Below are 21,937 nucleotides of genomic sequence, written 5' to 3'. Positions count from 1 at the left end.
CCCCTCTCACCACCAAAATCCCCAAAATATCCCGAGGAGACCCCATATGGCTGGCCAAAGCGCTGCCGTCGTATCCCGTACGGGCGGTAATCCGTTCTTGAAAGCTGTTGCGGCTCTTTCCACTGTGGCCGGTTGGTTTTCCGCCGCGATGATCGTCGCCGCTGTCCTGATCACCTGCCAGATGATCTTTATCCGTTTTGTCCTGAATGGTTCGACCATCTGGCAGACCGAAGCGGTGATTTACCTTGCCATCAGTTCGACCCTCGTGGGCCTGCCCTATGTTCAACGGCTGCGCGGGCATGTGAATGTCGACCTGATCCCGCTGACGATGGGGCCGAAGCTGCGCTATAACATGGCGATTTTTACACTGTCCCTGTCCATCGTCATGGTCGCGATCATGCTTTGGTACGGCTTTGAATTCTGGCATCTGGCGTTCGAGAGGAACTGGAAGTCGGATACGGTATGGGGGGTGCGTCTGTGGATACCCTATGCGTCCCTTCCTGTTGGCTTTGCCCTGTTTTTCCTACAGTTGATCGCGGATCTGGTCGCTGTCATTCTAAAAATTGATAAGCCCTTCGGGCTGGAGGACGCTTAATGGATCCGCTCACTTTAGGCGCGTTTGTCGCCATATCCACGATCATCGTTTTGTTTTCAGGGGTTTCGGTCGCCCTTGGCCTTTTGATCGTCTCGACCGGATTCCTGATGATCTTCGACGGCATGCGGTCGCTTGAATTGCTTCCTGAAATCCTGTTCGGCAAGCTTGATAACTTTGCCCTGCTGTCGATCCCGATGTTCATCATCATGGGGTCCTCCATCGCCTCGACCCGCGCGGGGGCCGACCTTTACGAAGCACTCGAGCGCTGGTTGACGCGTGTGCCCGGCGGGCTCGTGATCTCGAACCTCGGGGCCTGCGCCCTGTTCGCGGCCATGTCGGGATCAAGCCCGGCCACCTGCGCCGCCATCGGCAAGATGGGCATCCCCGAAATGCGCAAACGCGGCTATCCTGACGGGGTCGCCGCAGGGTCGATCGCTGCCGGCGGCACCCTAGGCATTCTGATCCCGCCATCGGTCACCATGATCGTCTACGGCATCGCCACGGAAACCTCGATCGGGCGACTGTTTCTGGCGGGGGTCATCCCCGGCCTGCTGCTGGTGGCGCTGTTCATGGTATGGTCGCTATATTCCACATGGAAATCCGGCGACCGCGAATTGCTGTCTTCGGGCAACTACACGTGGAAGGAAAAGTTCGAGATCCTGCCACGTGTCATCCCCTTCCTGCTGATCATCCTTGGTGTGCTTTATGCCATGTATGGCGGCGTCGCCACGCCTTCGGAAACCGCCGCCGTCGGCGCGTTGCTGTGCCTGATCATCGCGATGGTGATCTACAAGCTGTGGAACCCCAAAGACCTGTGGGTCGTCCTGCGCGACAGCACCAAGGAAAGCGTGATGATCCTGTTCATCATCGCCGCCGCCGGTGTGTTTTCCTACATGCTTTCAAGCCTCTACATCACGCAATCCATCGCCAACTGGATCGGCACGCTGGATGTGAACCCCTGGGTGCTGATGGGCTTCGTCAACGTATTCTTGCTGATCGCGGGCTTCTTTCTGCCACCGGTCGCGGTGATCCTGATGGCGGCACCGATCTTGCTGCCAATCATCACCACTGCGGGGTTCGACCCGATCTGGTTCGCCGTCGTGCTGACCATCAACATGGAAATCGGCCTGATCTCGCCACCCGTCGGCCTGAACCTTTACGTCATCAACGGCATCGCGCCGGATATCTCGCTGAGGACGATCCTGACCGGATCAATGCCCTTCGTGGCCTGCATGGTGCTGGCCATCGTGCTGCTTTGCGTCTTTCCGGGGCTGGCGACATGGCTGCCCGATACCGTTATGGGGGCAGCAAGATGAGCTTTTTCGCAGGTTTGATTTCAACCGTATTCGAACGGCGTTATCGCAGCGCCCTGTCAGACGAGGCTGCCGGGCGGAGCATAACCGAGCTGGCCAGTGATCTGCTGGGCAGCCACGGCGAAGTGTCCGGCAGTACCTTGGCGCGCTTGATCCTTGATCGGTATGCCGCCATGGATACCGACGAGAAACTGGCGTTCTTCGTGTTCATGACCCATGACCTCGAGATCGACCCGCAAAAGGTCACGGATGCCCTTCAGTCCTACCAGGATACCCCGTCCAAAGACAGTTACCGCGCCTTCGCCAAAGCATGCGAACCCCCACGGCAAGAGTTGATCCGCAGGCTGAACCAGGTTCCCGGTGCCACCGCGCAGCTGGTGGCGATGCGCAAGGACCTGCTGGATTTCCTGCGCAAGCATCCCGATCTGGCCCCTCTGGACGTCGATTTCCAGCATCTGTTCTCGTCCTGGTTCAACCGCGGATTTCTGGTACTGCGGCCCCTGAACTGGTCCAGCCCTGCTGAAATCCTGGAAAAAATCATCGCTTACGAGGCCGTACACGCCATCGACAGCTGGGAAGACCTGCAGCGCCGTCTGCAACCGGCTGACAGACGCTGCTTTGGGTTCTTTCATCCCGCCATGGCAGGAGAGCCGCTTATTTTCGTCGAGGTTGCCCTGACCCAAGGCATCCCTGATTCCATTCAAAGCCTGCTGGCCGATGGCCGCGACGCGATCCATCCCCAAGATGCAGACACCGCCGTTTTCTATTCAATCTCGAACTGTCAGGCAGGGTTGGCGGGGATTTCCTTTGGCAATTCGCTGATCAAACAGGTTGCCGCCGACCTGTCGCGCGACCTGCCGATGCTCAAGAATTTCGTCACGCTGTCACCGATCCCCGGCTTGAACGCATGGCTCAAGAAAACCGATGCGGTTCCAGACGCCAACCCCGTCAACCTTGCCGCCCATTACCTGCTTGAGGCAAAGCGCCCCGACGGGATGCCTGCGGACCCTGTTGCGCGGTTCCACCTTGGCAACGGCGCGATGGTCCATGCCGTGCACGGCAATGCCGACCTGTCGGACAAGGGCATGGCGCAATCAAATGGCGCGATGGTGAATTACCTTTACGACCTGTCGCAAATCACTAAGAATCACGAACAGTTTGTCGCTGAAAAAACGGTCATCGCGTCGCCAGACGTCCGTGCCCTAAGCGCGTCGTTCAAGTCAGACACCTAAGGGAATATCGCCATGGCCAACCCTCTTTTTGACAGCCTCTTCGGGCAGCATCTTAATAATGACGCGGTGTTCCTGCACCTGCCCGACGGCAGCGCGATCACCTATGCCGCTTTCTTGCAGACGGCTGCGCAATACGCGGGCCTGCTGACCCGGATGGGGTTGGAACCGGGTGACAGGCTTGCCGTGCAAATCGCCAAATCTCCTCAGGCATTGGCGGTCTACGCCGCCTGCGCCCAGGCTGGCGTGGTGTTCTTGCCCCTGAACACGGCCTACACCCCGGACGAGGTGTCCTATTTTGTCGAAAACAGCGGTGCGCGGTTGGTCCTGTGCGATCAGGCCGGTGCCGATGGCCTCGCCCCTGTCGCCAAGGCCTGCGGTGCCACGCTCGAGACGTTGAACGCAGACGGCTCGGGCAGCTTCACAGATCAGGCCAAGGCGATGCCCACCAGCTTTGAAACCGTCACACGTGACGGCGACGATCTGGCCGCTTTCCTTTATACCTCGGGGACAACGGGGCGATCCAAAGGCGCGATGCTGACGCAGAACAACCTGCTGTCGAACGCGCAGGTCCTGATGGCGCAATGGCGGTTCACATCCCAAGATGTCCTGCTGCATGCCCTGCCGATCTTTCACACGCATGGTCTGTTCGTTGCGTCGAACATAACGCTTCTGGCTGGCGGCAGCATGATCTTTCTGCCCGGCTTCAAGCTGGATCAGGTGATTGACCACCTACCCCAGGCCACGACCATGATGGGTGTGCCGACCTTTTACACGCGCCTGCTGGGCGACCCGCGGTTCACCAGGGAACTGGTCTCGCATATGCGCCTGTTCGTGTCCGGCAGCGCGCCTTTGCTGGCCGAAACCCATGTGCAGTTCGAAAAGCGCACCGGCATGCGCATTCTTGAACGCTACGGGATGACCGAAACCAACATGAACACCTCGAACCCCTATGACGGGGAACGGCGCGCGGGAACAGTCGGCTTTCCGCTACCGGGTACCGAGCTCAAGATTACCGACAGCAAGACCGGCGAAACCCTGCCCCAAGGCGAGATCGGAGAGATCGAAGTCAGAGGGCCCAACGTGTTCAAGGGCTATTGGCAGATGCCCGAAAAGACCGCCGAAGAACTGCGCGCGGACGGGTTCTTTATCACCGGGGATCTGGGGCAGATTGATCCGGACGGCTATGTGCATATCGTGGGCCGCAACAAGGATCTGATCATTTCGGGCGGCTACAACATCTACCCCAAAGAAATCGAACTGCTGCTGGATCAAGAAGAAGGCGTCCTGGAAAGCGCCGTGATCGGCGTGCCGCACCCTGATTTCGGCGAAACGGTTGTCGGGATCATCGTGCCGCAGGGGGATACGGACCCCAACCTTGAGCAGATCATGACCAACATCGCCAAGTCGCTTGCACGGTTCAAGCATCCGCAAAAGTTGATCGTCCTGCCGGAACTGCCGCGCAACACGATGGGCAAAGTGCAGAAAAAAGCGCTGCGGGATCAGTTTCAGGGGCTGTTTTCAGCGTAACCTAAACGGCACCTAGCCCACGGGCAGCGCCGTCGTGTTGCTTACCGTGCGCAAGGCAAAGCTGGATTGCATCTGTCCGACCCCGGGCAGACGCGCCAGATACTGGCGGTGGATGCGCGCGAAATCTTCGGTGTTTTCGGCGACGACCTTCAGCAGGTAATCGGCGGAGCCTGCCATCAAATGGCATTCCAATACATCGGGGATGCGCGCGACGGCCTTTTCAAAGGCGTCCAGCACTTCGTCGGCTTGTCCTTGCAAGGTTATCTCGACAAACACCGTCGTGGGCACACCCATCTTGCGCGCATCCAACAGCGCGACATAGCCCCGAATATAGCCGTCGGATTCCAGCCGTTGCACGCGACGGTGACAGGCTGACGGAGACAGATGCACCTTTTCCGACAGTTCGGAATTCGACATGCGCCCTGATTGTTGCAGGGCCGTCAGGATGCGTCGATCAATCTCGTCTAGGGTCATTCGTGCGATACTTTCGCGTGTTTGTGAACAATCTTCGAATACTATTCGAAGAACGGCCCCATTGGCGACCCGTATTTCGTGCCTTTTTGCGCTTTGAGGGGCGTATCGTGGCGCAAAGACACCCCAACAGGATTTGAATCATGAAAATTGGCTGCCCCAAAGAGATCAAACCACAAGAATACCGCGTTGGCATGACCCCAAACGCCGCCTTCGAGGCTGTAAAGCACGGCCATGAGGTGATCATCGAAACAGGAGCCGGCATCGGCGCAGGTTTCGAAGACGCCGATTATATTCAGGCCGGTGCCACCATCATCGCCACTGCCGCCGAGATTTTCGCCAGCGCCGACATGATCGTCAAGGTCAAGGAACCCCAGGCCGCCGAGCGCAAGATGCTGCGCGAAGGGCAAATCCTGTTCACCTACCTGCACCTTGCCCCCGATGCCGCCCAGACCAATGATCTGATCGCCTCGGGCGCGACCTGCATCGCCTATGAAACCGTGACGGACCGCGCGGGCGGCCTACCGCTGCTGGCACCGATGTCAGAGGTAGCCGGGCGGCTCGCCCCTCAGGTCGGGGCGTGGACCTTGCAAAAGGCAAATGGCGGACGTGGTGTATTGATGGGCGGCGTTCCGGGCGTTGGCCCCGCCCATGTCGTGGTCATCGGCGGCGGTGTCGTCGGCACCCATGCCGCGCGCATCGCGGCCGGAATGGGTGCGGATGTGACCGTACTCGACCGCTCCCTGCCCCGTCTGCGCTATCTGGACGACATCTATGGCGGCGTGTTCAAGACATCCTACGCCTCTGCCGGCAATACCATCGAACTGGCGCGTCAGGCCGATATGATCATCGGTGCCGTGCTTGTCCCCGGTGCCGCGGCCCCCAAACTGATCAGCCGGGCACAGCTGTCCGAACTGAAACCAGGTGCCGTGCTTGTCGACGTGGCGATTGACCAGGGCGGCTGCTTTGAAACATCAAAGGCCACCACCCACCACGACCCGATCTACGAGGTTGACGGCATCATGCATTATTGTGTGGCCAACATGCCGGGGGCTGTTGCGCGGACCTCGACCATCGCGCTTGGCAATGCGACGATGCCCTTCATGCTGGCGCTGGCCGACAAGGGTTGGAAAAAAGCCTGCGCCGATGATCCGCACCTTAAGGCCGGGTTGAACGTACATGCCGGTCAACTGACCTATGCCGCCGTTGCCGAGGCCTTGGGCATGGATGCGATCACAGCAGACGAAGCGATCACAGGCTAGGCAGACCGACAGATACAAAAGGCCCGCAATCGCTGCGGGCCTTTTTTTGTTCCGGAGGTCAGGTTGCCGGTCACTTTTTCGCAAGCTCGTCGCGGATTTGCAGCAACACGTCCAACTGGCTTGGGCCAGTTTTGACCTCGGGTGCGATGTCATCCGGTTTTTCAGCGATCGATTTCAGACGGTTCACCATCTTGACCAGCATGAACACGACGAAAGCGATGATAAAGAAGTTGATGCACGCAGTGATAAAGGCACCATAGGCGAAAATGGCCGCACCGGAGTCGCGCGCGATATCCAGACCGGCACCGGCGGGGACGGTGCCCGACAGCACAACATACATGTCGGTGAAATCGACGCCGCCCAGCACCAGACCGATGATCGGGTTGATCAGGTCGCTGACCAATGAACTGACAATTGCAGTGAATGCGGCACCGATGATGATACCGACGGCCAGATCCATGACGTTGCCTTTGGCAATGAAGTCCTTGAATTCTTGAAGCATATTTTGTCCCTCGTGGAGTTTTCTTAAGGCGCTGTTTACGAATCGTAACGTGCCGATGTTCTCCGTTAACACAGCTTTTCTGCCGATCTAGCCTGTTTTCTGACGTTTCGCTCGCTAAGTACAAAGGAAACTTTAGCAAGGAGCCCGCCCCAATGGCCGATTTGACCGCCTTTCCCATTACGAAAAAATGGCCCGCGCAGAATTCCGATATTCTGCAACTTTATTCCTTTCCCACGCCGAACGGGGTCAAAGCCTCGATTGCGCTCGAGGAAATGGGCATCCCCTACGAGCCACATCTGGTGACGTTGAAAGACGAAGACGTGAAAAGCCCGGAATTCCTGTCACTGAACCCCAACAACAAGATCCCTGCCATCATCGACCCCAACGGACCGGACGGCACCCCGGTCGGGCTGTTCGAAAGCGGTGCGATCCTGATCTATCTGGCGGAAAAATCCGGCAAGCTGATGGGCAGCACGGCTTCGGAAAAGGCCGAGATCATCCAATGGGTCATGTTCCAGATGGGCGGGCTGGGGCCGATGCTGGGCCAGCTTGGTTTTTTCTATAAATTCGCGGGCTCCGAGTGGGAGGACAAGCGCCCCCAGCAGCGCTACATTGCCGAGGCCAAGCGCCTACTGGCAGTGCTGGACCTTGCGCTTGCGGGCAAGGACTGGGTCGCGGGGCCACACTATTCCATTGCCGACATCGCAGTGGCCCCGTGGTTGCGAGCGCTTGATTTCTACGGGGCGCAAGACGCCGTCGGCTGGTCGGACCACCGCAATCTGGTGGATTACGTCCAGCGCTTCGAAGACCGGCCCGCCGTTCAGAAGGGCCTGAACATACCAGCGCGGCCTTTGTCCTAGGCCGGAACACCCCGCATCCCGCCCGCGATCTTTTCCGCGATCATGATCGTGGGCGCATTCGTGTTGCCCCCCGGCAAGCGCGGCATGACCGACGCATCCACGACGCGCAGCCCTTCAATGCCGTGCACACGCGCCGCAGGATCAACCACTGCCATATCATCGACGCCCATCCGGCACGTTCCGGCGGGGTGATAGATTGAATCCGCGCGGCTGCGGATATCAGCCTCAAGGGCGCTGTCGGACCCGTCGTGGTCATACAGCTTCTTGCCGCGCCACGGGTCCAGCGGCGGTGCATCCAGGATATCTTGCATCATCCGGGCACCCTTCTTCAGCAGCTCCAGATCGCGCGGGTCGCTCAAGTATTGCGGATCAATGCGTGGGGCCGCGTTCGGGTCAGCAGATGTCAGGCCCAAGGTCCCGCGGCTATGAGGGCGCAGTACGCAAACGTGGCAGGAATACCCATGGCTCAGATGGATCTTGCGCAAGTGATCGTCGACAATCCCGATGACGAAATGGAGTTGCAGATCGGGCCGGTCAAGACCGGGATCTGAGCGCAGGAACGCGCCGCCTTCGCCGAACGGCGTCGCGAACAACCCCGCCCCGTCCCGCCGCCAGCGCACCCCGGCCCTTGCCAGATCAAGCAGCCCGCGTGGTCCCAGACTGATCACATCCTTGCGTTTCGATTTATAGCTGACGACGTAATCCAGATGGTCCTGAAGGTTCTGGCCAACGCCGGGCAGTTCGTGGTGGCAGTCGATCCCGTGGGCAGCCAGTTCGTCACGCGGGCCAATGCCTGACAGCATCAACAGCTGCGGCGACCCGAATGCGCCAGCCGACAGGATCACCTCTCGATTGGCCTTGGGCGTTCGCATCTCACCGCCTTGGCGCACCTCAAGGCCAACGGCGCGGCCATCCCTCAGGATCACCCTGCGCGCCTGACACCGGGTCAGCACCGTCAGGTTGGGCCGCGCCTGCACGGCATCCGGCAGATACCCAGCCGCAGCAGAACAGCGTTCGCCGCGCCGTGCGCCTTCGTGGAACTGGGTCACCTGATAAAGGCCAGCCCCTTCCTGACGGGGGCCGTTAAAATCAGAGGTGTGGCGGATCTGTTGCTGGCCCGCCGCACCAACGAAAGCGTGGGATATCGCGCGCGGTTCGGACTGGTCGGACACCTGCAGCGGCCCGCCCGCCCCGTGAAGGTCGCAACCTCCGCGCACGTTGTTTTCTGCGCGCTTGAACCACGGCAGGACGCTTTGCCAATCCCAACCGTCACAGCCCAGATTGGCCCATTCATCGTAATCCCCGGCGTGGCCGCGTACATAAAGCATTGCGTTGATCGCACTTGTCCCGCCCAGCGTTTTGCCACGCGGCTGGAACCCCTTGCGGTTGTTCAGACCGGGTTGCGGGGTGGTGTGAAACGCCCAGTTGTTGATTTTCGGACGGCCCGGCACCATCGTCGCGACCAAGGCGGGTGCGCGCACCAGAATACTGCGCCCTTTGCCGCCAGCTTCGATCAGGCAGACCGAGACATCGGGATCTTCGGACAGCCGTGATGCCATGACGCATCCCGCCGACCCGCCACCCGCGATGATATAGTCAAATTCCATTGTGCAGCCCCCCCGGTCAAAGCCTAGTCGGGGGCTACGCCACAATCAATCAGCGGCGGGCAAGGCCCCTGTCAGGACATAGCGCAAAATGTCGACGACCTGCGCGGGCTCCTGCGCGACGGCCAAGGCTGCTGCATCGACTTCCTTCAGCGCATGGGCGTGGTCCGGGCCATGCAGGATCACCAGCGATTTGCCCAAGGCCGCAGCGTATCCTGCGTCAAACGCGGCGTTCCACTGCTTGTACTGATCGCCAAAGCGCACGACGACCACATCCGCCATCTCGATCCCGCGACGGGTGCGGATCGCGTTCAGCTGCGCGCCTTTGCGGTCATGCCAGAACTTGTCCGTTTCGGGCCCCATGATCGCCACGCCGCAATCATCGCTTGCGGCGTGATCGGTCACAGGCCCGGAAAACGTGACGCCCAGGCCAGCAGCACCTTCGGTGATCTGTTCGCGCCAGTCGGTGTGAATTTCACCCGAAAGATAGACATTCAGCGTCATTCTAATCTCCTCTTAGCCGCGCAGAACGCCGCCTGTGGCCTTGGTGACCTTCTCGATCACCTTGGCCCCGACGGCTTCGATATCGGCATCTTTCAACGTCTTGTCGCTGGGTTGCATGCGGACCGTCAGGGCAAGGGATTTCTTGCCCTCGCCCAAGGCACCACCGATGAATTCGTCAAAGACACGCACATCGTCGATCAACGCCTTGTCGGCCCCCATCGCCGCATTCACCAGGGTCATCGCGTCGACATCGGCATCCACGACAAAGGCAAAGTCACGTTCAACGGCCTGCAAGCTGCTGATCTGCAACGCGGGCCGGGACGATCCGGTCTTGCGCGGCAGGGGGACTTCGGCGGGCCAGATGGTAAAGCCCATGGCAGGGCCTTTGACGTCCATCGCGGCCAGCACGCGCGGGTGAATTTCACCAAAGACGGCCAGCACCTTTTTCGGGCCAAGGCAAATCTGCCCGTGACGGCCGGGATGCCACCACTCCGCACCGTTGCGGTTGATCTGCACCTTGGCCGGAGCACCGATGGCGGACAACACCGCCTCGACATCCGCCTTGACGTCAAAGACGTCGACGGGGCGCGAAGACCCGTGCACATCCTTGGGGCCGGTGCGCCCCACCAGCAGACCGCTGACCTGCATGTGCTGTTCGCCCGGTTCGCCGCCGGTGAACACCGGGCCGACTTCGAACAACGCCATGTCGGGGAAACCGCGCGCCTGATTGCGCGCTGCCGCCTGCAACAACGCAGGCAAAAGCGCGGGGCGCATGTGGCTCATGTCGGAGCTGATGGGGTTTTCCAGACGGGTTTCATCCGTCCCGCCGCCGAACAGCGCCGCCGAGGCCTGATCGATAAAGCTGTAGCTGACGCATTCGTTGTAGCCCAAGGCGGCACAGGCACGGCGCGCAAAGGATTCGCGACGCTGGATGGGCGACAAGACGGGCTTGGGCACACCGGCGGTCAAACGCGGCAGGGGACGCCCCTCAAGCTTGGTCAGGGACGCAATGCGCGCGACTTCCTCGACAAGGTCGGCCTCGCCCTGGACATCGGGACGCCAGCTGGGGACGTGGGCCATGTTGCCCTCAAGGCGGAACCCAAGCGCGGTCAGCGTCTTGCGCTGGTCGGCCTCGGAAATGGTCATGCCAACCAGCGATTGCACGCGGGCAGCGTCCAGTTTGTAGGCGCGCGAGAAATCCGGCACCTTGCCTGCGATCACCACGTCGGACGCTTCGCCGCCTGCAATATCCAGGATCATCTGCGTCGCGTGTTCGATCGCGTAAGGCGTCCATTCGGGGTCGATCCCGCGTTCGAACCGGTACCGCGCATCCGAGTTGATCTTGAGCGCGCGACCCGTGTAAGCGGTGCGCACCGGATCGAAATAAGCCGCTTCGACAAAGACGTTCACGGTTTCCATGGTGCAGCCAGTTTCAAGGCCACCCATCACGCCCGCGATGCTCTCCACCTTTTCGGCGTCAGAGATCACGGTCATGCCTTCGGTGAAGGTATATTCCTTTTCGTCCAGCCCCATCAGCGTTTCGCCACCCTTGGCACGGTGAACGCGCAGCGTATTGCCCGCGACCTTGTCGGCATCAAAAACGTGCAAGGGGCGATTGCGGTCATAGGTGAAGAAGTTCGTGACATCGACAAGGAACGAAATCGGACGCAGGCCAATGGCGCGCAGCTTGTCTTGAAGCCATGCAGGCGAAGGGCCGTTCGTCACGCCACGGATCACACGGCCATAGAACACCGGGCACTGGTCCAGCGTATCTTCGTCGATCGACACGCTGATCGGACAGGGGAAGGTACCCTCGACGGCGGGCATATCACGCGGTTTCAGCGTGCCCAGACCACGGGCGGCCAGATCGCGGGCAATGCCGCGCACACCCAAGGCATCGGGGCGGTTGGGAGTGATGGCGATTTCGATCACGGGATCGACCTTGGCGGGGTCGTTCTTGGCCAGCCAGTCGATGAAACGATCCCCGACCTCGCCCGAGGGCAGTTCGATGATGCCGTCATGTTCCTCGGACAGCTCCAGTTCGCGCTCGGAGGCCATCATGCCAAAGCTTTCGATCCCGCGGATCGTGCCGACGCCGATGGTGGTGTCGATGCCCGGCACGTAGACGCCCGGCTTGGCCACGACAACGGTGATGCCTTCGCGTGCGTTCGGCGCACCGCAAATGATCTGCTGAACGCCTTCGTCGGTTTCAACCTGACAGACGCGCAGACGGTCGGCATCAGGGTGCTTTTCGGCAGATTTGACGTAGCCCAGCGTGAAATTCGCCAGCTTGGCACCGCGGTCTTCGACGCCTTCCACCTCGAGCCCCAGATCGGTCAGCGCATAGGTAATTTCATCCAGCGACGCGGTGGTATCCAGATGTTCTTTCAGCCAGGACAGTGTGAATTTCATGGGGCTTATCCTCGTGCAAATGCTTGGGCTAGGGCCTAGCGTTTAATCAGGGCGGTTTCAATGCGGTTAGTCCGGCGTTTTCGGCATAAGGTCGTCCAGCTGCACCCCCAGCCAGCGTTCGGGAATGAAATGGCCGCCGCTATGTACATCCAGGGTGACGCTGCGGCCTTGGGTGCAGGTGTCCCAGACCAGATGCGTGGCACCGATGCCCGCCCTGATCTCGTAGTTTTGCGTGATCCGGCCCTGGCCACAGTCAAACGCCTTGCGCCACAGGGCGACCGCATTGGTCGCGTCATGGCCGGGACCGCGCGGCAGGCTCATCCAGATGTCGTTCAGGCCGTGGACATGGCGCACCTGTTTCGGCGGATTGGGGCAGGATGTCGCTTGGGGGATCGTGCCCGACATGGTCATCAGCCCTGCGATCCTGTCGCCCCGCGCACAGGCATAGCGCCACGCCATCGCTGCCCCGAAAGAAAACCCCGAGATGTAAATCTGGCTTGGGTCCACCGGAAAGCGTTTGGCGACATCCGCAAGGATCGCATCAGCAAAGGCGATGTCCGCAGGCGCATCCTGCCAGAACCGCCATGCGCGGTTCTGGGCCGAAGGCGCGATCAGCATCACCCCGCGCGGTTTGGTTTCAATACCGATGCGGGGATGGTTGACCACGGTTTTGCCACGGCGCAGGAAGGCGTGAAAATGCATCATCACCGGCAGTGGCGAGGTGCCGTCCCAGTTATCGGGCAGCAGGATGTTGTACTCGCGGTCGCCGATCCTGCAGGGGATGTCGCCGCCGCATGTCTGGGCGGCAGAGGATCCCGCGAAAGCCGGCAACGCGAGCAGAACCAACAACAACCAGCGCATCATGACGGCAGCCCACCCTTGAGTATCAGTTTATCCGAACGTGACGCCGTGGCTTCACTTTGCTCTTTTCGCCAGATCTTTGACATCGCCCATCCGGTACAGCTTGATTTCCCGCACCAACCGCAAGGTCGGTTTTGCCGCAAACAGAAACGATCCGATCAGGAAAAGCCATGTTGCGGGAATCTGCTCTGACTCGAAAAAGAACAGGATCGAACCGACGATAAAGCACACTGCCGCCATGAAATCCACAAAGGTATGCGCCAGTTCGAACCGCGCATACAGGGTTCGACTGGCCTCCGATGCCTCGCGGTTTTTATGATCAAACAGCTTCACTGCACGGCCTCCGGGACAGGCGTGACCTACCTGCTCAAACCGCCATGCAAGTTCGGCTGGTCGAGGCCGGCGAACCCGTAGTGACGCAGCCAGCGCAGGTCTGAATCAAAGAACGCGCGCAGGTCGGGAATGCCGTATTTCAGCATCGCGATGCGGTCGATGCCCATGCCAAAGGCAAAGCCCTGCCATTCGTTCGGGTCGATCCCGCCCGCTTGCAGCACCTTGGGGTGGACCATGCCGGACCCAAGGACTTCCATCCAGCCGTCGCCTTCACCGATGCGCAACTGGCCATCGACCCATGAACACTGGATGTCGACCTCGGCGGAGGGCTCGGTGAACGGGAAATGCGAGGCGCGGAAACGGGTCTTGATGCCGTCAACTTCAAAGAACGCGGCAAAGAATTCTTCCAGCGTCCATTTCAGGTTCGCCATCGAGATGTCTTTGTCGATCGCCAGACCTTCGACCTGATGGAACATCGGCGTGTGGGTCTGGTCGTAATCGGCGCGGTACACACCACCGGGGCAAATGATGCGCAGCGGCGCGCCTTGTGCTTCCATCGTGCGGATTTGTACCGGCGAAGTGTGCGTGCGCAAGACATGCGGCGGGCGGTCGTCGCCTTCGGCGCGGGCCATGTAAAACGTGTCCATCTCGGCGCGGGCAGAATGGTGTCCGGGAATGTTCAACGCGTCGAAGTTATACCAGTCGGTGTCGATGCGCGGGCCTTCGGCAACGGAAAATCCAAGTTCGGCAAAGATCGCAGTCACCTCTTCCGTCACCTGGCTGACCGGGTGGATCGTGCCTTGGCGGGTGGCACGGGTCGGCAGCGTAACGTCCAGCCATTCGCTGCGCAGGCGTTCATCCAACGCGGCGTCGCCCAGGGCGGCCTTCTTGGCGGCAAGGGCCGAGTTGATCTCGTCCTTCAAGGCATTCAGCGCGGGACCGGCGGTCTGGCGTTCTTCGGGCGTCATCTTGCCCAGTTCGCGCATTTTCAGCGCAACTTCGCCCTTTTTGCCGACAGCGGCCAGACGGATATCTTCCAATGCCGCCTCGTCCGCTGCATTCGCAATCTGTCCAATGTATTTTTGCTTGAGATCATCCATGTCGCACCTGCCGTTTGCTAGCCCGCTGACGTGCTACCAGAACCGCCCGTGATTACAAGCGCAACGCCGGATGGGTTGGCGTTTTTGATCATGAGCCTAGTGTCGAAAGGCCACTGACCGTTGATAGGCGAGGGCGCGCACGAAGCGTTGCAAGAGATCGAAGACCGGGGCGGATCACGTCGCCCCGGCCCTTGCGCGCCCCGATACCCGCGCACATAGTGCCCCCAACACGGGAGGGTTTGACGATGACACTATCAGGCGGATGCTATTGCGGCGCGTTGCGCTACGAGACCAGCGGGAATCCCGCGTTCAAGGCACAGTGCCATTGCCGAGAGTGTCAGTACATCTCGGGAGGGGGGCCAAATTATTTCATGCTGATGCCGGCGGAAGGGTTTTCGTTCACCAAAGGCACGCCCAGGCAGTTCACGCGGAGCGATCTGGACAACCCCGTCACGCGCGAATTTTGCGGCGACTGCGGCACCCATGTCCTGACGCGGTTGCCGTCGCGACCGTTCATCGTGCTCAAGGTCGGGTCGCTGGATGATCCGACGGCCTATGGCGGGCCGCAGATGGCGATCTGGACGCAAGATCAACAGCCGTTCCATCTGATTGCCGATGGTATGCCAAGCGTGCCGCAACGGCCGCAGGGCTAACCTTGGCACACAGCGCCCTGCCCCGTCCCGTTGACCGGCCCCGCCCCGTTAACCGGCCCTGGCTGGCGCTTGCGGGGCTGACCCTGGGGGTCATGGTCACCAATGGTTTTGCACGGTTTGCCTACGGCCTGATCCTGCCCGCAATGAAATCCGAGCTGGGGTGGAGCTATGCGCAAGCCGGTTGGCTGAACACGGCCAATGCGCTTGGCTATGTGGTGGGGGCCGTGCTGACGTTGCTGCTGATCGGGCGTGTGGCACCGTCACAGTTGTTCAGCTTTGGCCTTGTCGCCACCACGGCCAGCCTGCTGGCCACGGGGGTCGAGGCGACGATGGGCTGGCAGACGTTCTGGCGGATTGCCGCGGGGGTGTTCGGGGCGATGTCCTTTTCCACCGCCAGCGTATTGACCGCGCGGTTGTTTCCCGGCGATCCGAAACGCAATGCGCTGGCGATTGCGATCCTGTTTGGCACTGGCGGCGGTCTTGGCATCATGCTGGCTGGCGCATCCCTGCCCCTGATGCTCGAGGCATGGGGCCCGTCCTCGTGGCGTTTTGGCTGGTACATCATCGGCGGGCTCAGTGTGATCGCCATCCCGCTTGGCTTGTGGTCTGCCCGCGCGCTGCACGTGCCCGCGCCGCGCAACACCGCAACCGGAGGGTTACCGCTGCGGCGCATCTGGCGCGAATTGGCGGGCTATGCCGGGTTTGCCATGGGGTATATCGTCTACCTCACGTTCCTCGGGGCCTGGATGGCGGATCAACAAGCGTCGGCCGGCTTGATCGCCGGGGTCTGGATCATCCTGGGCGTTGCGCTGGTCCTGTCCCCATTTGTCTGGCGCGGCGTCTTGGCGCGGCACAATTCCGGCCGCCCCCTGGCGATGATCCTGACCGGAATCGCGGTAGGGTCGGCCCTGCCCGTCGTGTTGCCCGCGGGGGGCGCGGTTGTGATATCGGCCATCGTCTTCGGGCTGTGCGTGTTCATGGCCCCCGGTGCGATCACCAGCTTTATCCGCCAGAACCTGCCGCCCGCAAGCTGGGCCGCCGCGATGAGCCTGTTTACCGTTGTCTTTGCCGTCGCCCAGACAATCGGCCCCTTTACGGCCGGGGCCATCGGCGATGCGACAGGCAATATCGGATCAGGCTTGCTGGTAGCGGCCTGCATCTTGCTGACAGGCGCGGCGCTGGCAGCCTTTCAAAGACCTCTCGACTGAAACGCAAAACGCCGCCCTGATATCAGAGCGGCGTTTTGTAATTCCAAGAAGCGTCGGGCGCTTATGCGGCCAGTGCGTCTTGTGCTTGCTTAACAATCGCACCGAACGATTCAGGTTCGTTCACGGCCAGATCGGCCAGAACCTTACGGTCTACTTCGATGCCTGCAAGGGACAGACCATTGATGAAACGGCTGTATGTCAGCGCTTCGTCATGGCTGCGCACCGCAGCGTTGATCCGCTGGATCCACAATGCGCGGAAGTTGCGCTTGCGATTCTTGCGGTCACGGGTTGCATATTGGTTTGCTTTGTCGACGGCTTGACGCGCGACTTTAAAGGTATTCTTGCGGCGGCCATAATAACCTTTGGCTGCTTTGATTACCTTCTTGTGACGGGCGTGGGTGACGACACCACCTTTTGTACGGGACATATCGGCTCTCCTATCTTAGCGGTCGTAGGGCATGAAGCCCTTGATGATCTTTGCATCTGGCGCAGACAATGCTGTCGTGCCGCGTGCGTTGCGCAGGAACTTATTGCTCCGCTTGATCATGCCGTGCTGCTTGCCGGCCTGACTGCCGATGACCTTACCGGTCGCCGATACTTTAAAGCGCTTTTTAGCGCTCGACTTGGTCTTCATCTTGGGCATTTCCGTCTCCTTGACTTGAGTTCGGTAGATGCGCGACTCGGCATGCCACGTAGGCCGGACGCGCGGAACGAAGCTGGCGTATAGGAGGGACTGGCGGGCATGGCAAGCCCAAAAGACCACACCAGAGGTTTACCAGAACCTATAGCGCGCGATCACATGCACAACGGCATCGGGAATATCCGCCAGCGCATAGCCCCCCGGATGGGACAGGACGGCATAGACGATCAACCCGCCCGCGATCAGGATCGTCAAGACAGAGGCGCGCGGAGCCCGGGAATCAGAAAACGCCGATACAAGTGAAGGGATAGACAACGCCGCAAGCGCGATTCCCAAAACAAGTGCTAGATCAGTGTCCATGTGAAAGCGCGCCTTTGCCCTGCTATGTTTTTCCCCAACTGGCCGACATTTACTCCGGATCGGTGTTGAAGATCAAACGTTCGTCGCAAGGGGCAACCCGCAGAATGTTGGTGCTGCCTTCGACATTGAACGGCACGCCGGCAATCACGACGATCAGGTCCTCGGGACCGGCATAGCCTTCCTCACGGGCGGCGCGTGCGGCACTGACGACCGCCATCTTGAAGCGGTCCAGCCGGTCGGTGATGATGCAGTTCGTGCCCCAGCTAAGCGCCAGACGCCGCGCAGTCTTTACCAGCGGGGTCAGGGCGATGATCGGCACGCGGGGACGTTCGCGGGCGATCAGCAAACCGGTGGTGCCGCTTTGGGTAAAACAGCAGATCGCCCTGATGTTGGTCGTCTCCGCGATCTCGCGGGCCGCGGCGACGATGCCATCGGCAACCGTCATGCGGTCTGCAGTGCGCGAGGATTCGATGATCTGGGTATAGGTCGGGTCCATCTCGACCTCGGTCGCGACATTGTCCATCGTCTTGACCGCTTCAATCGGATAGGACCCGGCAGCGGATTCAGCCGACAGCATGACCGCATCCGCACCTTCATAGATGGCCGTGGCCACATCAGAGACTTCGGCACGGGTGGGCATCGGGCTTTCGATCATCGATTCCAGCATCTGGGTGGCGACGATCACAGGCTTGGCGGCGGCACGGCACTTGCGCACCAGCCGCTTCTGGATCGGTGGCACATTCTGCACGGGCAATTCGACCCCCAGATCGCCGCGCGCGACCATGATCCCGTCACTGACCGACAGGATATCATCGAACCGCGCCACAGCTGACGGCTTTTCGATCTTCGACAACAACGCGGCACGGCCTTTGGCCAGGTCCCGCGCCTCAAGCACATCCTCGGGACGCTGAACAAAGCTGAGCGCCAGCCAGTCAACGCCAAGTTCGCAGACAAATTCAAGGTCGGCGCGATCCTTGTCGGACAACGCTGCCAGCGGCAGCACCACATCCGGCACATTCACGCCCTTGCGGTTCGAAATGACGCCGCCGATGATGACTTCGCAATTGGCGAAATCGGGGCCGCACTCCTTGACCTTGAGCCGGATCTTACCGTCGTTGACCAGCAGGCTGGCACCGGGTTCTAGCGCGGCGAAAATCTCGGGGTGGGGCAGGCAAACGCGGCTGGCGTCGCCTTCGGCCTCGTCCAGATCCAGACGGAACGAGGCCCCTTCGACCAGCTGTTCACTGTCGCCCGCAAACACGCCGACCCGCAGCTTTGGCCCCTGAAGGTCGGCAAGGATGCCGATGGTCGACCCTGTTTCCTCTTCGATCTGGCGGATAATCTTGTGCTTGATCCGGATTTCATCATGGCTGCCGTGGCTCATGTTCAGGCGAAACACGTCCGCCCCCGCAAGGTGCAGCGCCGAGATCATTTCATGCGTGTCAGAGGCAGGCCCGAGAGTGGCGACTATCTTTACGTTCCGCGTGCGTTTCATGCTGTGGTTTCCTTCGTCCGGGCCGGTCAGTTAAATTCGGGTTCTGTCTATCATGACTAAGGAGCAGAGTAGAGTGCAAAAGTGTTAGCGATAACAGCGTCTTTGCATTTTGCCGCCCCTGACTTAGGTATGCGGCGCGAAAGGTTGCAAATTGATGACATATTCCCCCTTTTCAATTGATGGAGCAAGCCGCCCCGGACGCTGGCTGGTGACCTGCGATCATGCCGCAAATACGGTGCCACCGACTGTGGCTGGCGGCGACCTGGGGCTGGACCCACAGGACATGGCACGCCATATCGCCTTTGACATCGGGGCCGCCGGGGTGACAGCAGCGCTTGCCGAACGGCTGAACGCGCCCGCGATCTTCAGTAACTTCTCGCGGCTGGTGATCGACCCGAACCGGGGCGAAGATGACCCGACCCTGCTGATGAAGCTATACGACGGCACGATCATTCCCGCCAACCGCCACGCCAATGCCGCAGAACGCGAACACCGCCTGACCACCTGCTACCGCCCTTATCACGACGCCCTGACCGAACTGGCGGCGCGCCCCGCAACCGTGATCGTATCCATCCACAGCTTTACGCCACAACTGCGCGGTCGTGCGCCGCGGCCTTGGGAAATTGGCGTATTATATGCCCATGACATGCGGCTGGCCCTGCCCCTGCTGGACCTGTTGCGCGCGGAAACGGATCTGACCGTGGGCGACAATGAGCCTTATTCCGGCCACCTGCCCGGCGACGCGGTGGACCGCCACGCCTTGCAACATGGCCGCCCCAATGTATTGATCGAACTGCGCAATGACCTGATCGCGGACCCCGCAGGCCAACGGGACTGGGCGGGTCGTCTGGCTCCGATCCTTGAAACCGCGCTGGCCCGGACCCAACTTTGATCTCAAACAGGAGAGACATCATGCCCACACAAACCGAGATCGAACTGCAAGCCGCCGCCTTCCGCCGCCTGCAACAGCACCTGATGCAGGACCGCACGGACGTTCAGAATATCGACATGATGAACCTTGCCGGATTTTGCCGCAACTGCCTGTCGCGCTGGTACCAAGAAGCTGCCAACGAGCGCGGCATCGAGATGGGCAAGGAGGAAGCCCGCGAACTGTTCTACGGCATGACGATGGATGAATGGAAAGCCAACTATCAGACCGATGCCAAGCCCGAGCAGGAAGAAGCGTTCAAGGTCGCGTTTGAGGAGAACGTCGGGAAAGGGTAAGCAACCGAAATTACGCCTCGAACAAAGTTGACCGCCTTCAAGCCCCAAGTGACTGATGCCGCGGTTCGCATGACCGGCACGGACGGCGGCACTTCGGTCGGGCGCGCGGTCACAGAGGTTTAGGATGGGCGATCCCGTGGAAAGAAGACCTTCGGGTATCAAAGGCTTTGTGTAAATAAGGCCCTTTGTATAGATTGAATTTCATCGGGAAGTCTTCCGAATATAACATCTACGTATCTCAGCTAATCAGCATATCCGACCGCAGGTTTTTCAGCAGCAGATATCATTTTAAAAATACGGAGACGGTGTTTGTCTTTACCTGACCAGCCTGTTTATCAAGCATGTTACCGCAGCACGCCGATTGCCGACCCCAAGACAGTAATTTTGGACATCGTGCGGCTATCAGAAGTAAACAATCATAAATTGGGTGTAAGCGGGATGCTGTATTTCAGTCCCGTAGCCTATTTTCAAATGATTGAGGGCTCGGAAAAAAACGTTCTGAAGCTCATGGATTCAATCAGACTTGATGCCCGGCACGCGGTAATCTGGGAATCTTACCAGCCGGTCGCGCGGCGAAGTTTTCGAACTGAACTTCCGATGGGCTACATAGACGATGCAGACCTCAGAAGTGGCGCAATCGATAACGGCTTTCACCCGAAGAGAGACGATTATTCAAAAGCCCAAGCCAACATTGCATGCCAGTTTTTGGTGACCTCCGGACAGCAGAAGTATCCGTCCATGTCCTATACTTATTAAGCCAATAAAAAAGCACTCGGCGTTGAACGCGTCACGCCTGCGCACCGGCCCCTACGATCCAGATTAAAACGATGGTCATGCACAGCGAAACCCACCGCGATCGCATCAGACGGCTCTAACCAGAAATGGATTTTTCCGGTTAGAGCGCCCTCAACGCTGGCCTAAACCGCCGCCTTGCGCATCTCGTCAAGATAGATCTCGCGCAGGCGCGGTGCGATCCGCCCCGGTGTGCCATCCCCCAGCATCACGCCGTCAATCTCGACCACCGGCATCACGAACGCGCTGGCGGACGTGGTGAACGCCTCATCCGCCTCTTTAGCCTCGTCGATGGTAAAGTTGCGCTCTTCGACCTCCATCTGCGCCTCTTTGGCGAAACGCAGAACAGCGGCGCGGGTGATGCCGTGCAGGATGTCGTGGCTCAACGCGCGGGTGATGATCTTGTTGCCCTTGACGATATAGGCATTGTTGCTGGTACCTTCGGTGACGAAACCATCCTCGACCATCCACGCGTCGTCGCACCCCGCCTTCTTGGCCATCATCTTGCCCATTGACGGGTACAGCAACTGCACCGTCTTGATGTCGCGACGACCCCAGCGGATGTCTTCGATGCTGATGATTTTGGCCCCCTTCTTGGCGGCAGGGCTGTCGGCCATGCCGGGCTTGGACTGGGTGAAAAGAACAATCGTCGGTTCGGTCGTTTCGGGGTCGGGAAAGGCAAAATCGCGGTCGCCGTCAGACCCGCGCGTGACCTGCAAATAGATCAACCCCTCATCGATCTCGTTCACACGCACCAGTTCGCGGTGAACCTCAAGCAGATCCTCCTTCGAGATCGGGTTGCGCATGTCCAGTTCGTTCAGCGAACGGCTCAGACGGATGGCGTGACCTTCGAAGTCGATCAACTTGCCACCCAGAACCGAGGTCACTTCGTACACACCGTCCGCCATCAGGAACCCGCGATCAAAGATCGAAACCTTGGCTTCATTCTCGGGCAGGTATTCGCCATTCACATAAACAGTCCGCATCTC

Annotated in this window: 24 protein-coding genes; 11 read left to right on the top strand and 13 right to left on the bottom strand. The window is 60.0% G+C overall.

Annotation, left to right across the window (positions count from 1 at the left end):
* The first annotated feature begins 46 nt into the window (after positions 1-46).
* From RGAI101_RS14175 to RGAI101_RS14160, 4 genes are read left to right on the top strand one after another with little or no spacing between them, the layout of a single operon-like run.
* The gene (locus tag RGAI101_RS14175) at positions 47-595 is read left to right on the top strand and encodes a TRAP transporter small permease (protein WP_008227876.1); all 549 of its coding nucleotides are present in this window, start codon (positions 47-49) and stop codon (positions 593-595) included.
* Entirely contained in the window at positions 595-1,911 is a 1,317-nt protein-coding gene (locus tag RGAI101_RS14170; RefSeq protein ID WP_008226846.1) for a TRAP transporter large permease, read from the top strand. Before RGAI101_RS14175 ends, RGAI101_RS14170 begins: the two co-directional genes overlap by 1 nt.
* A complete protein-coding gene (locus RGAI101_RS14165) occupies positions 1,908-3,140 on the top strand; it encodes a malonyl-CoA decarboxylase (RefSeq protein WP_008229039.1) in 1,233 nt (410 codons plus the stop codon). The genes RGAI101_RS14170 and RGAI101_RS14165 overlap by 4 nt, the downstream gene beginning before the upstream one ends.
* 12 nt (positions 3,141-3,152) lie before the next feature.
* Positions 3,153-4,667, top strand: a complete 1,515-nt coding sequence (locus RGAI101_RS14160) for a malonate--CoA ligase (protein ID WP_008227606.1) — start codon at positions 3,153-3,155, stop codon at positions 4,665-4,667.
* A gap of 12 nt (positions 4,668-4,679) precedes the next feature.
* Here RGAI101_RS14160 and RGAI101_RS14155 read toward each other — a convergent pair whose 3' ends face one another.
* Positions 4,680-5,141, bottom strand: a complete 462-nt coding sequence (locus tag RGAI101_RS14155) for an Lrp/AsnC family transcriptional regulator (protein ID WP_008226979.1) — start codon at positions 5,139-5,141, stop codon at positions 4,680-4,682.
* Between the two features lie 140 nt (positions 5,142-5,281).
* On the opposite strand from RGAI101_RS14155, the gene ald reads away from it, so the two are divergent.
* Positions 5,282-6,400 carry an alanine dehydrogenase gene (ald, locus tag RGAI101_RS14150; protein WP_008228707.1) on the top strand — a complete coding sequence of 373 codons (1,119 nt, stop codon included), beginning with the start codon at positions 5,282-5,284 and terminating at the stop codon, positions 6,398-6,400.
* A 70-nt stretch (positions 6,401-6,470) separates the two neighbouring features.
* Here the strand turns inward: ald and mscL are convergent, their stop codons facing one another.
* Positions 6,471-6,902 carry a large conductance mechanosensitive channel protein MscL gene (gene mscL, locus RGAI101_RS14145; RefSeq protein ID WP_008226587.1) on the bottom strand — a complete coding sequence of 144 codons (432 nt, stop codon included), beginning with the start codon at positions 6,900-6,902 and terminating at the stop codon, positions 6,471-6,473.
* A gap of 152 nt (positions 6,903-7,054) precedes the next feature.
* Between mscL and RGAI101_RS14140 the strand changes: the two genes are divergently transcribed.
* Complete coding sequence (locus tag RGAI101_RS14140; RefSeq protein ID WP_008228883.1) at positions 7,055-7,762, top strand: glutathione S-transferase family protein; 708 nt, start codon at positions 7,055-7,057, stop codon at positions 7,760-7,762.
* Here the strand turns inward: RGAI101_RS14140 and RGAI101_RS14135 are convergent.
* The 6 genes from RGAI101_RS14135 to pheS form a co-directional block, all read right to left on the bottom strand.
* Entirely contained in the window at positions 7,759-9,369 is a 1,611-nt protein-coding gene (locus tag RGAI101_RS14135) for a GMC family oxidoreductase (RefSeq protein WP_008226894.1), read from the bottom strand. The two genes, RGAI101_RS14140 and RGAI101_RS14135, sit on opposite strands and share 4 nt — an antisense overlap.
* A gap of 45 nt (positions 9,370-9,414) precedes the next feature.
* Positions 9,415-9,870 carry a YtoQ family protein gene (locus tag RGAI101_RS14130; protein WP_008226302.1) on the bottom strand — a complete coding sequence of 152 codons (456 nt, stop codon included), beginning with the start codon at positions 9,868-9,870 and terminating at the stop codon, positions 9,415-9,417.
* Positions 9,871-9,882: 12 nt separating this feature from the next.
* Positions 9,883-12,282, bottom strand: coding sequence for a phenylalanine--tRNA ligase subunit beta (pheT, locus tag RGAI101_RS14125; protein WP_008228947.1), 2,400 nt, complete (start codon positions 12,280-12,282; stop codon positions 9,883-9,885).
* Positions 12,283-12,348: 66 nt separating this feature from the next.
* On the bottom strand, positions 12,349-13,146 hold the full coding sequence (locus tag RGAI101_RS14120; RefSeq protein WP_008228120.1) for an alpha/beta hydrolase family esterase: 798 nt from the start codon (positions 13,144-13,146) through the stop codon (positions 12,349-12,351).
* Between the two features lie 51 nt (positions 13,147-13,197).
* Positions 13,198-13,476, bottom strand: coding sequence for a YrhK family protein (locus tag RGAI101_RS14115; protein ID WP_008224938.1), 279 nt, complete (start codon positions 13,474-13,476; stop codon positions 13,198-13,200).
* Between the two features lie 26 nt (positions 13,477-13,502).
* On the bottom strand, positions 13,503-14,576 hold the full coding sequence (gene pheS, locus RGAI101_RS14110; protein WP_008225447.1) for a phenylalanine--tRNA ligase subunit alpha: 1,074 nt from the start codon (positions 14,574-14,576) through the stop codon (positions 13,503-13,505).
* 245 nt (positions 14,577-14,821) lie between these two features.
* Here pheS and RGAI101_RS14105 point away from each other — a divergent pair, with 245 nt between their 5' ends.
* Positions 14,822-15,229 carry a GFA family protein gene (locus RGAI101_RS14105; protein WP_037228352.1) on the top strand — a complete coding sequence of 136 codons (408 nt, stop codon included), beginning with the start codon at positions 14,822-14,824 and terminating at the stop codon, positions 15,227-15,229.
* Between the two features lie 2 nt (positions 15,230-15,231).
* Positions 15,232-16,437 (top strand): YbfB/YjiJ family MFS transporter, encoded by a 1,206-nt coding sequence (locus tag RGAI101_RS14100; protein ID WP_008227493.1) that lies wholly within the window; start codon positions 15,232-15,234, stop codon positions 16,435-16,437.
* Between the two features lie 61 nt (positions 16,438-16,498).
* On the opposite strand, the gene rplT is transcribed toward RGAI101_RS14100, so the two are convergent.
* From rplT to pyk, 4 genes are all read right to left on the bottom strand, one after another.
* Complete coding sequence (gene rplT, locus RGAI101_RS14095) at positions 16,499-16,864, bottom strand: 50S ribosomal protein L20 (RefSeq protein ID WP_008229343.1); 366 nt, start codon at positions 16,862-16,864, stop codon at positions 16,499-16,501.
* Between the two features lie 15 nt (positions 16,865-16,879).
* Complete coding sequence (gene rpmI / locus RGAI101_RS14090; protein ID WP_008228149.1) at positions 16,880-17,080, bottom strand: 50S ribosomal protein L35; 201 nt, start codon at positions 17,078-17,080, stop codon at positions 16,880-16,882.
* 129 nt (positions 17,081-17,209) lie between these two features.
* Complete coding sequence (locus RGAI101_RS14085; RefSeq protein ID WP_037228349.1) at positions 17,210-17,437, bottom strand: hypothetical protein; 228 nt, start codon at positions 17,435-17,437, stop codon at positions 17,210-17,212.
* A gap of 49 nt (positions 17,438-17,486) precedes the next feature.
* Positions 17,487-18,932, bottom strand: a complete 1,446-nt coding sequence (pyk, locus tag RGAI101_RS14080; protein WP_037228346.1) for a pyruvate kinase — start codon at positions 18,930-18,932, stop codon at positions 17,487-17,489.
* 154 nt (positions 18,933-19,086) lie between these two features.
* Here pyk and RGAI101_RS14075 point away from each other — a divergent pair, with 154 nt between their 5' ends.
* From RGAI101_RS14075 to RGAI101_RS14065, 3 genes are all read left to right on the top strand, one after another.
* Positions 19,087-19,824 (top strand): N-formylglutamate amidohydrolase, encoded by a 738-nt coding sequence (locus tag RGAI101_RS14075; protein WP_008229338.1) that lies wholly within the window; start codon positions 19,087-19,089, stop codon positions 19,822-19,824.
* Between the two features lie 20 nt (positions 19,825-19,844).
* Positions 19,845-20,156: a DUF1244 domain-containing protein gene (locus RGAI101_RS14070; protein WP_008226556.1), complete on the top strand. Its 312-nt coding sequence runs from the start codon at positions 19,845-19,847 to the stop codon at positions 20,154-20,156.
* A gap of 309 nt (positions 20,157-20,465) precedes the next feature.
* Positions 20,466-20,912 carry a BLUF domain-containing protein gene (locus RGAI101_RS14065; RefSeq protein ID WP_198133702.1) on the top strand — a complete coding sequence of 149 codons (447 nt, stop codon included), beginning with the start codon at positions 20,466-20,468 and terminating at the stop codon, positions 20,910-20,912.
* Between the two features lie 161 nt (positions 20,913-21,073).
* On the opposite strand, the gene RGAI101_RS14060 is transcribed toward RGAI101_RS14065, so the two are convergent.
* Positions 21,074-21,934, bottom strand: coding sequence for a D-amino-acid transaminase (locus RGAI101_RS14060; protein WP_008228304.1), 861 nt, complete (start codon positions 21,932-21,934; stop codon positions 21,074-21,076).
* Positions 21,935-21,937: the final 3 nt, after the last annotated feature.

This window comes from Roseobacter sp. GAI101, from assembly GCF_000156335.1.
GTDB lineage: Bacteria > Pseudomonadota > Alphaproteobacteria > Rhodobacterales > Rhodobacteraceae > Sulfitobacter.
The sequence above is the reverse complement of the archived record's forward strand: the minus strand, read 5'-3'. Positions and strand labels throughout refer to the sequence as shown.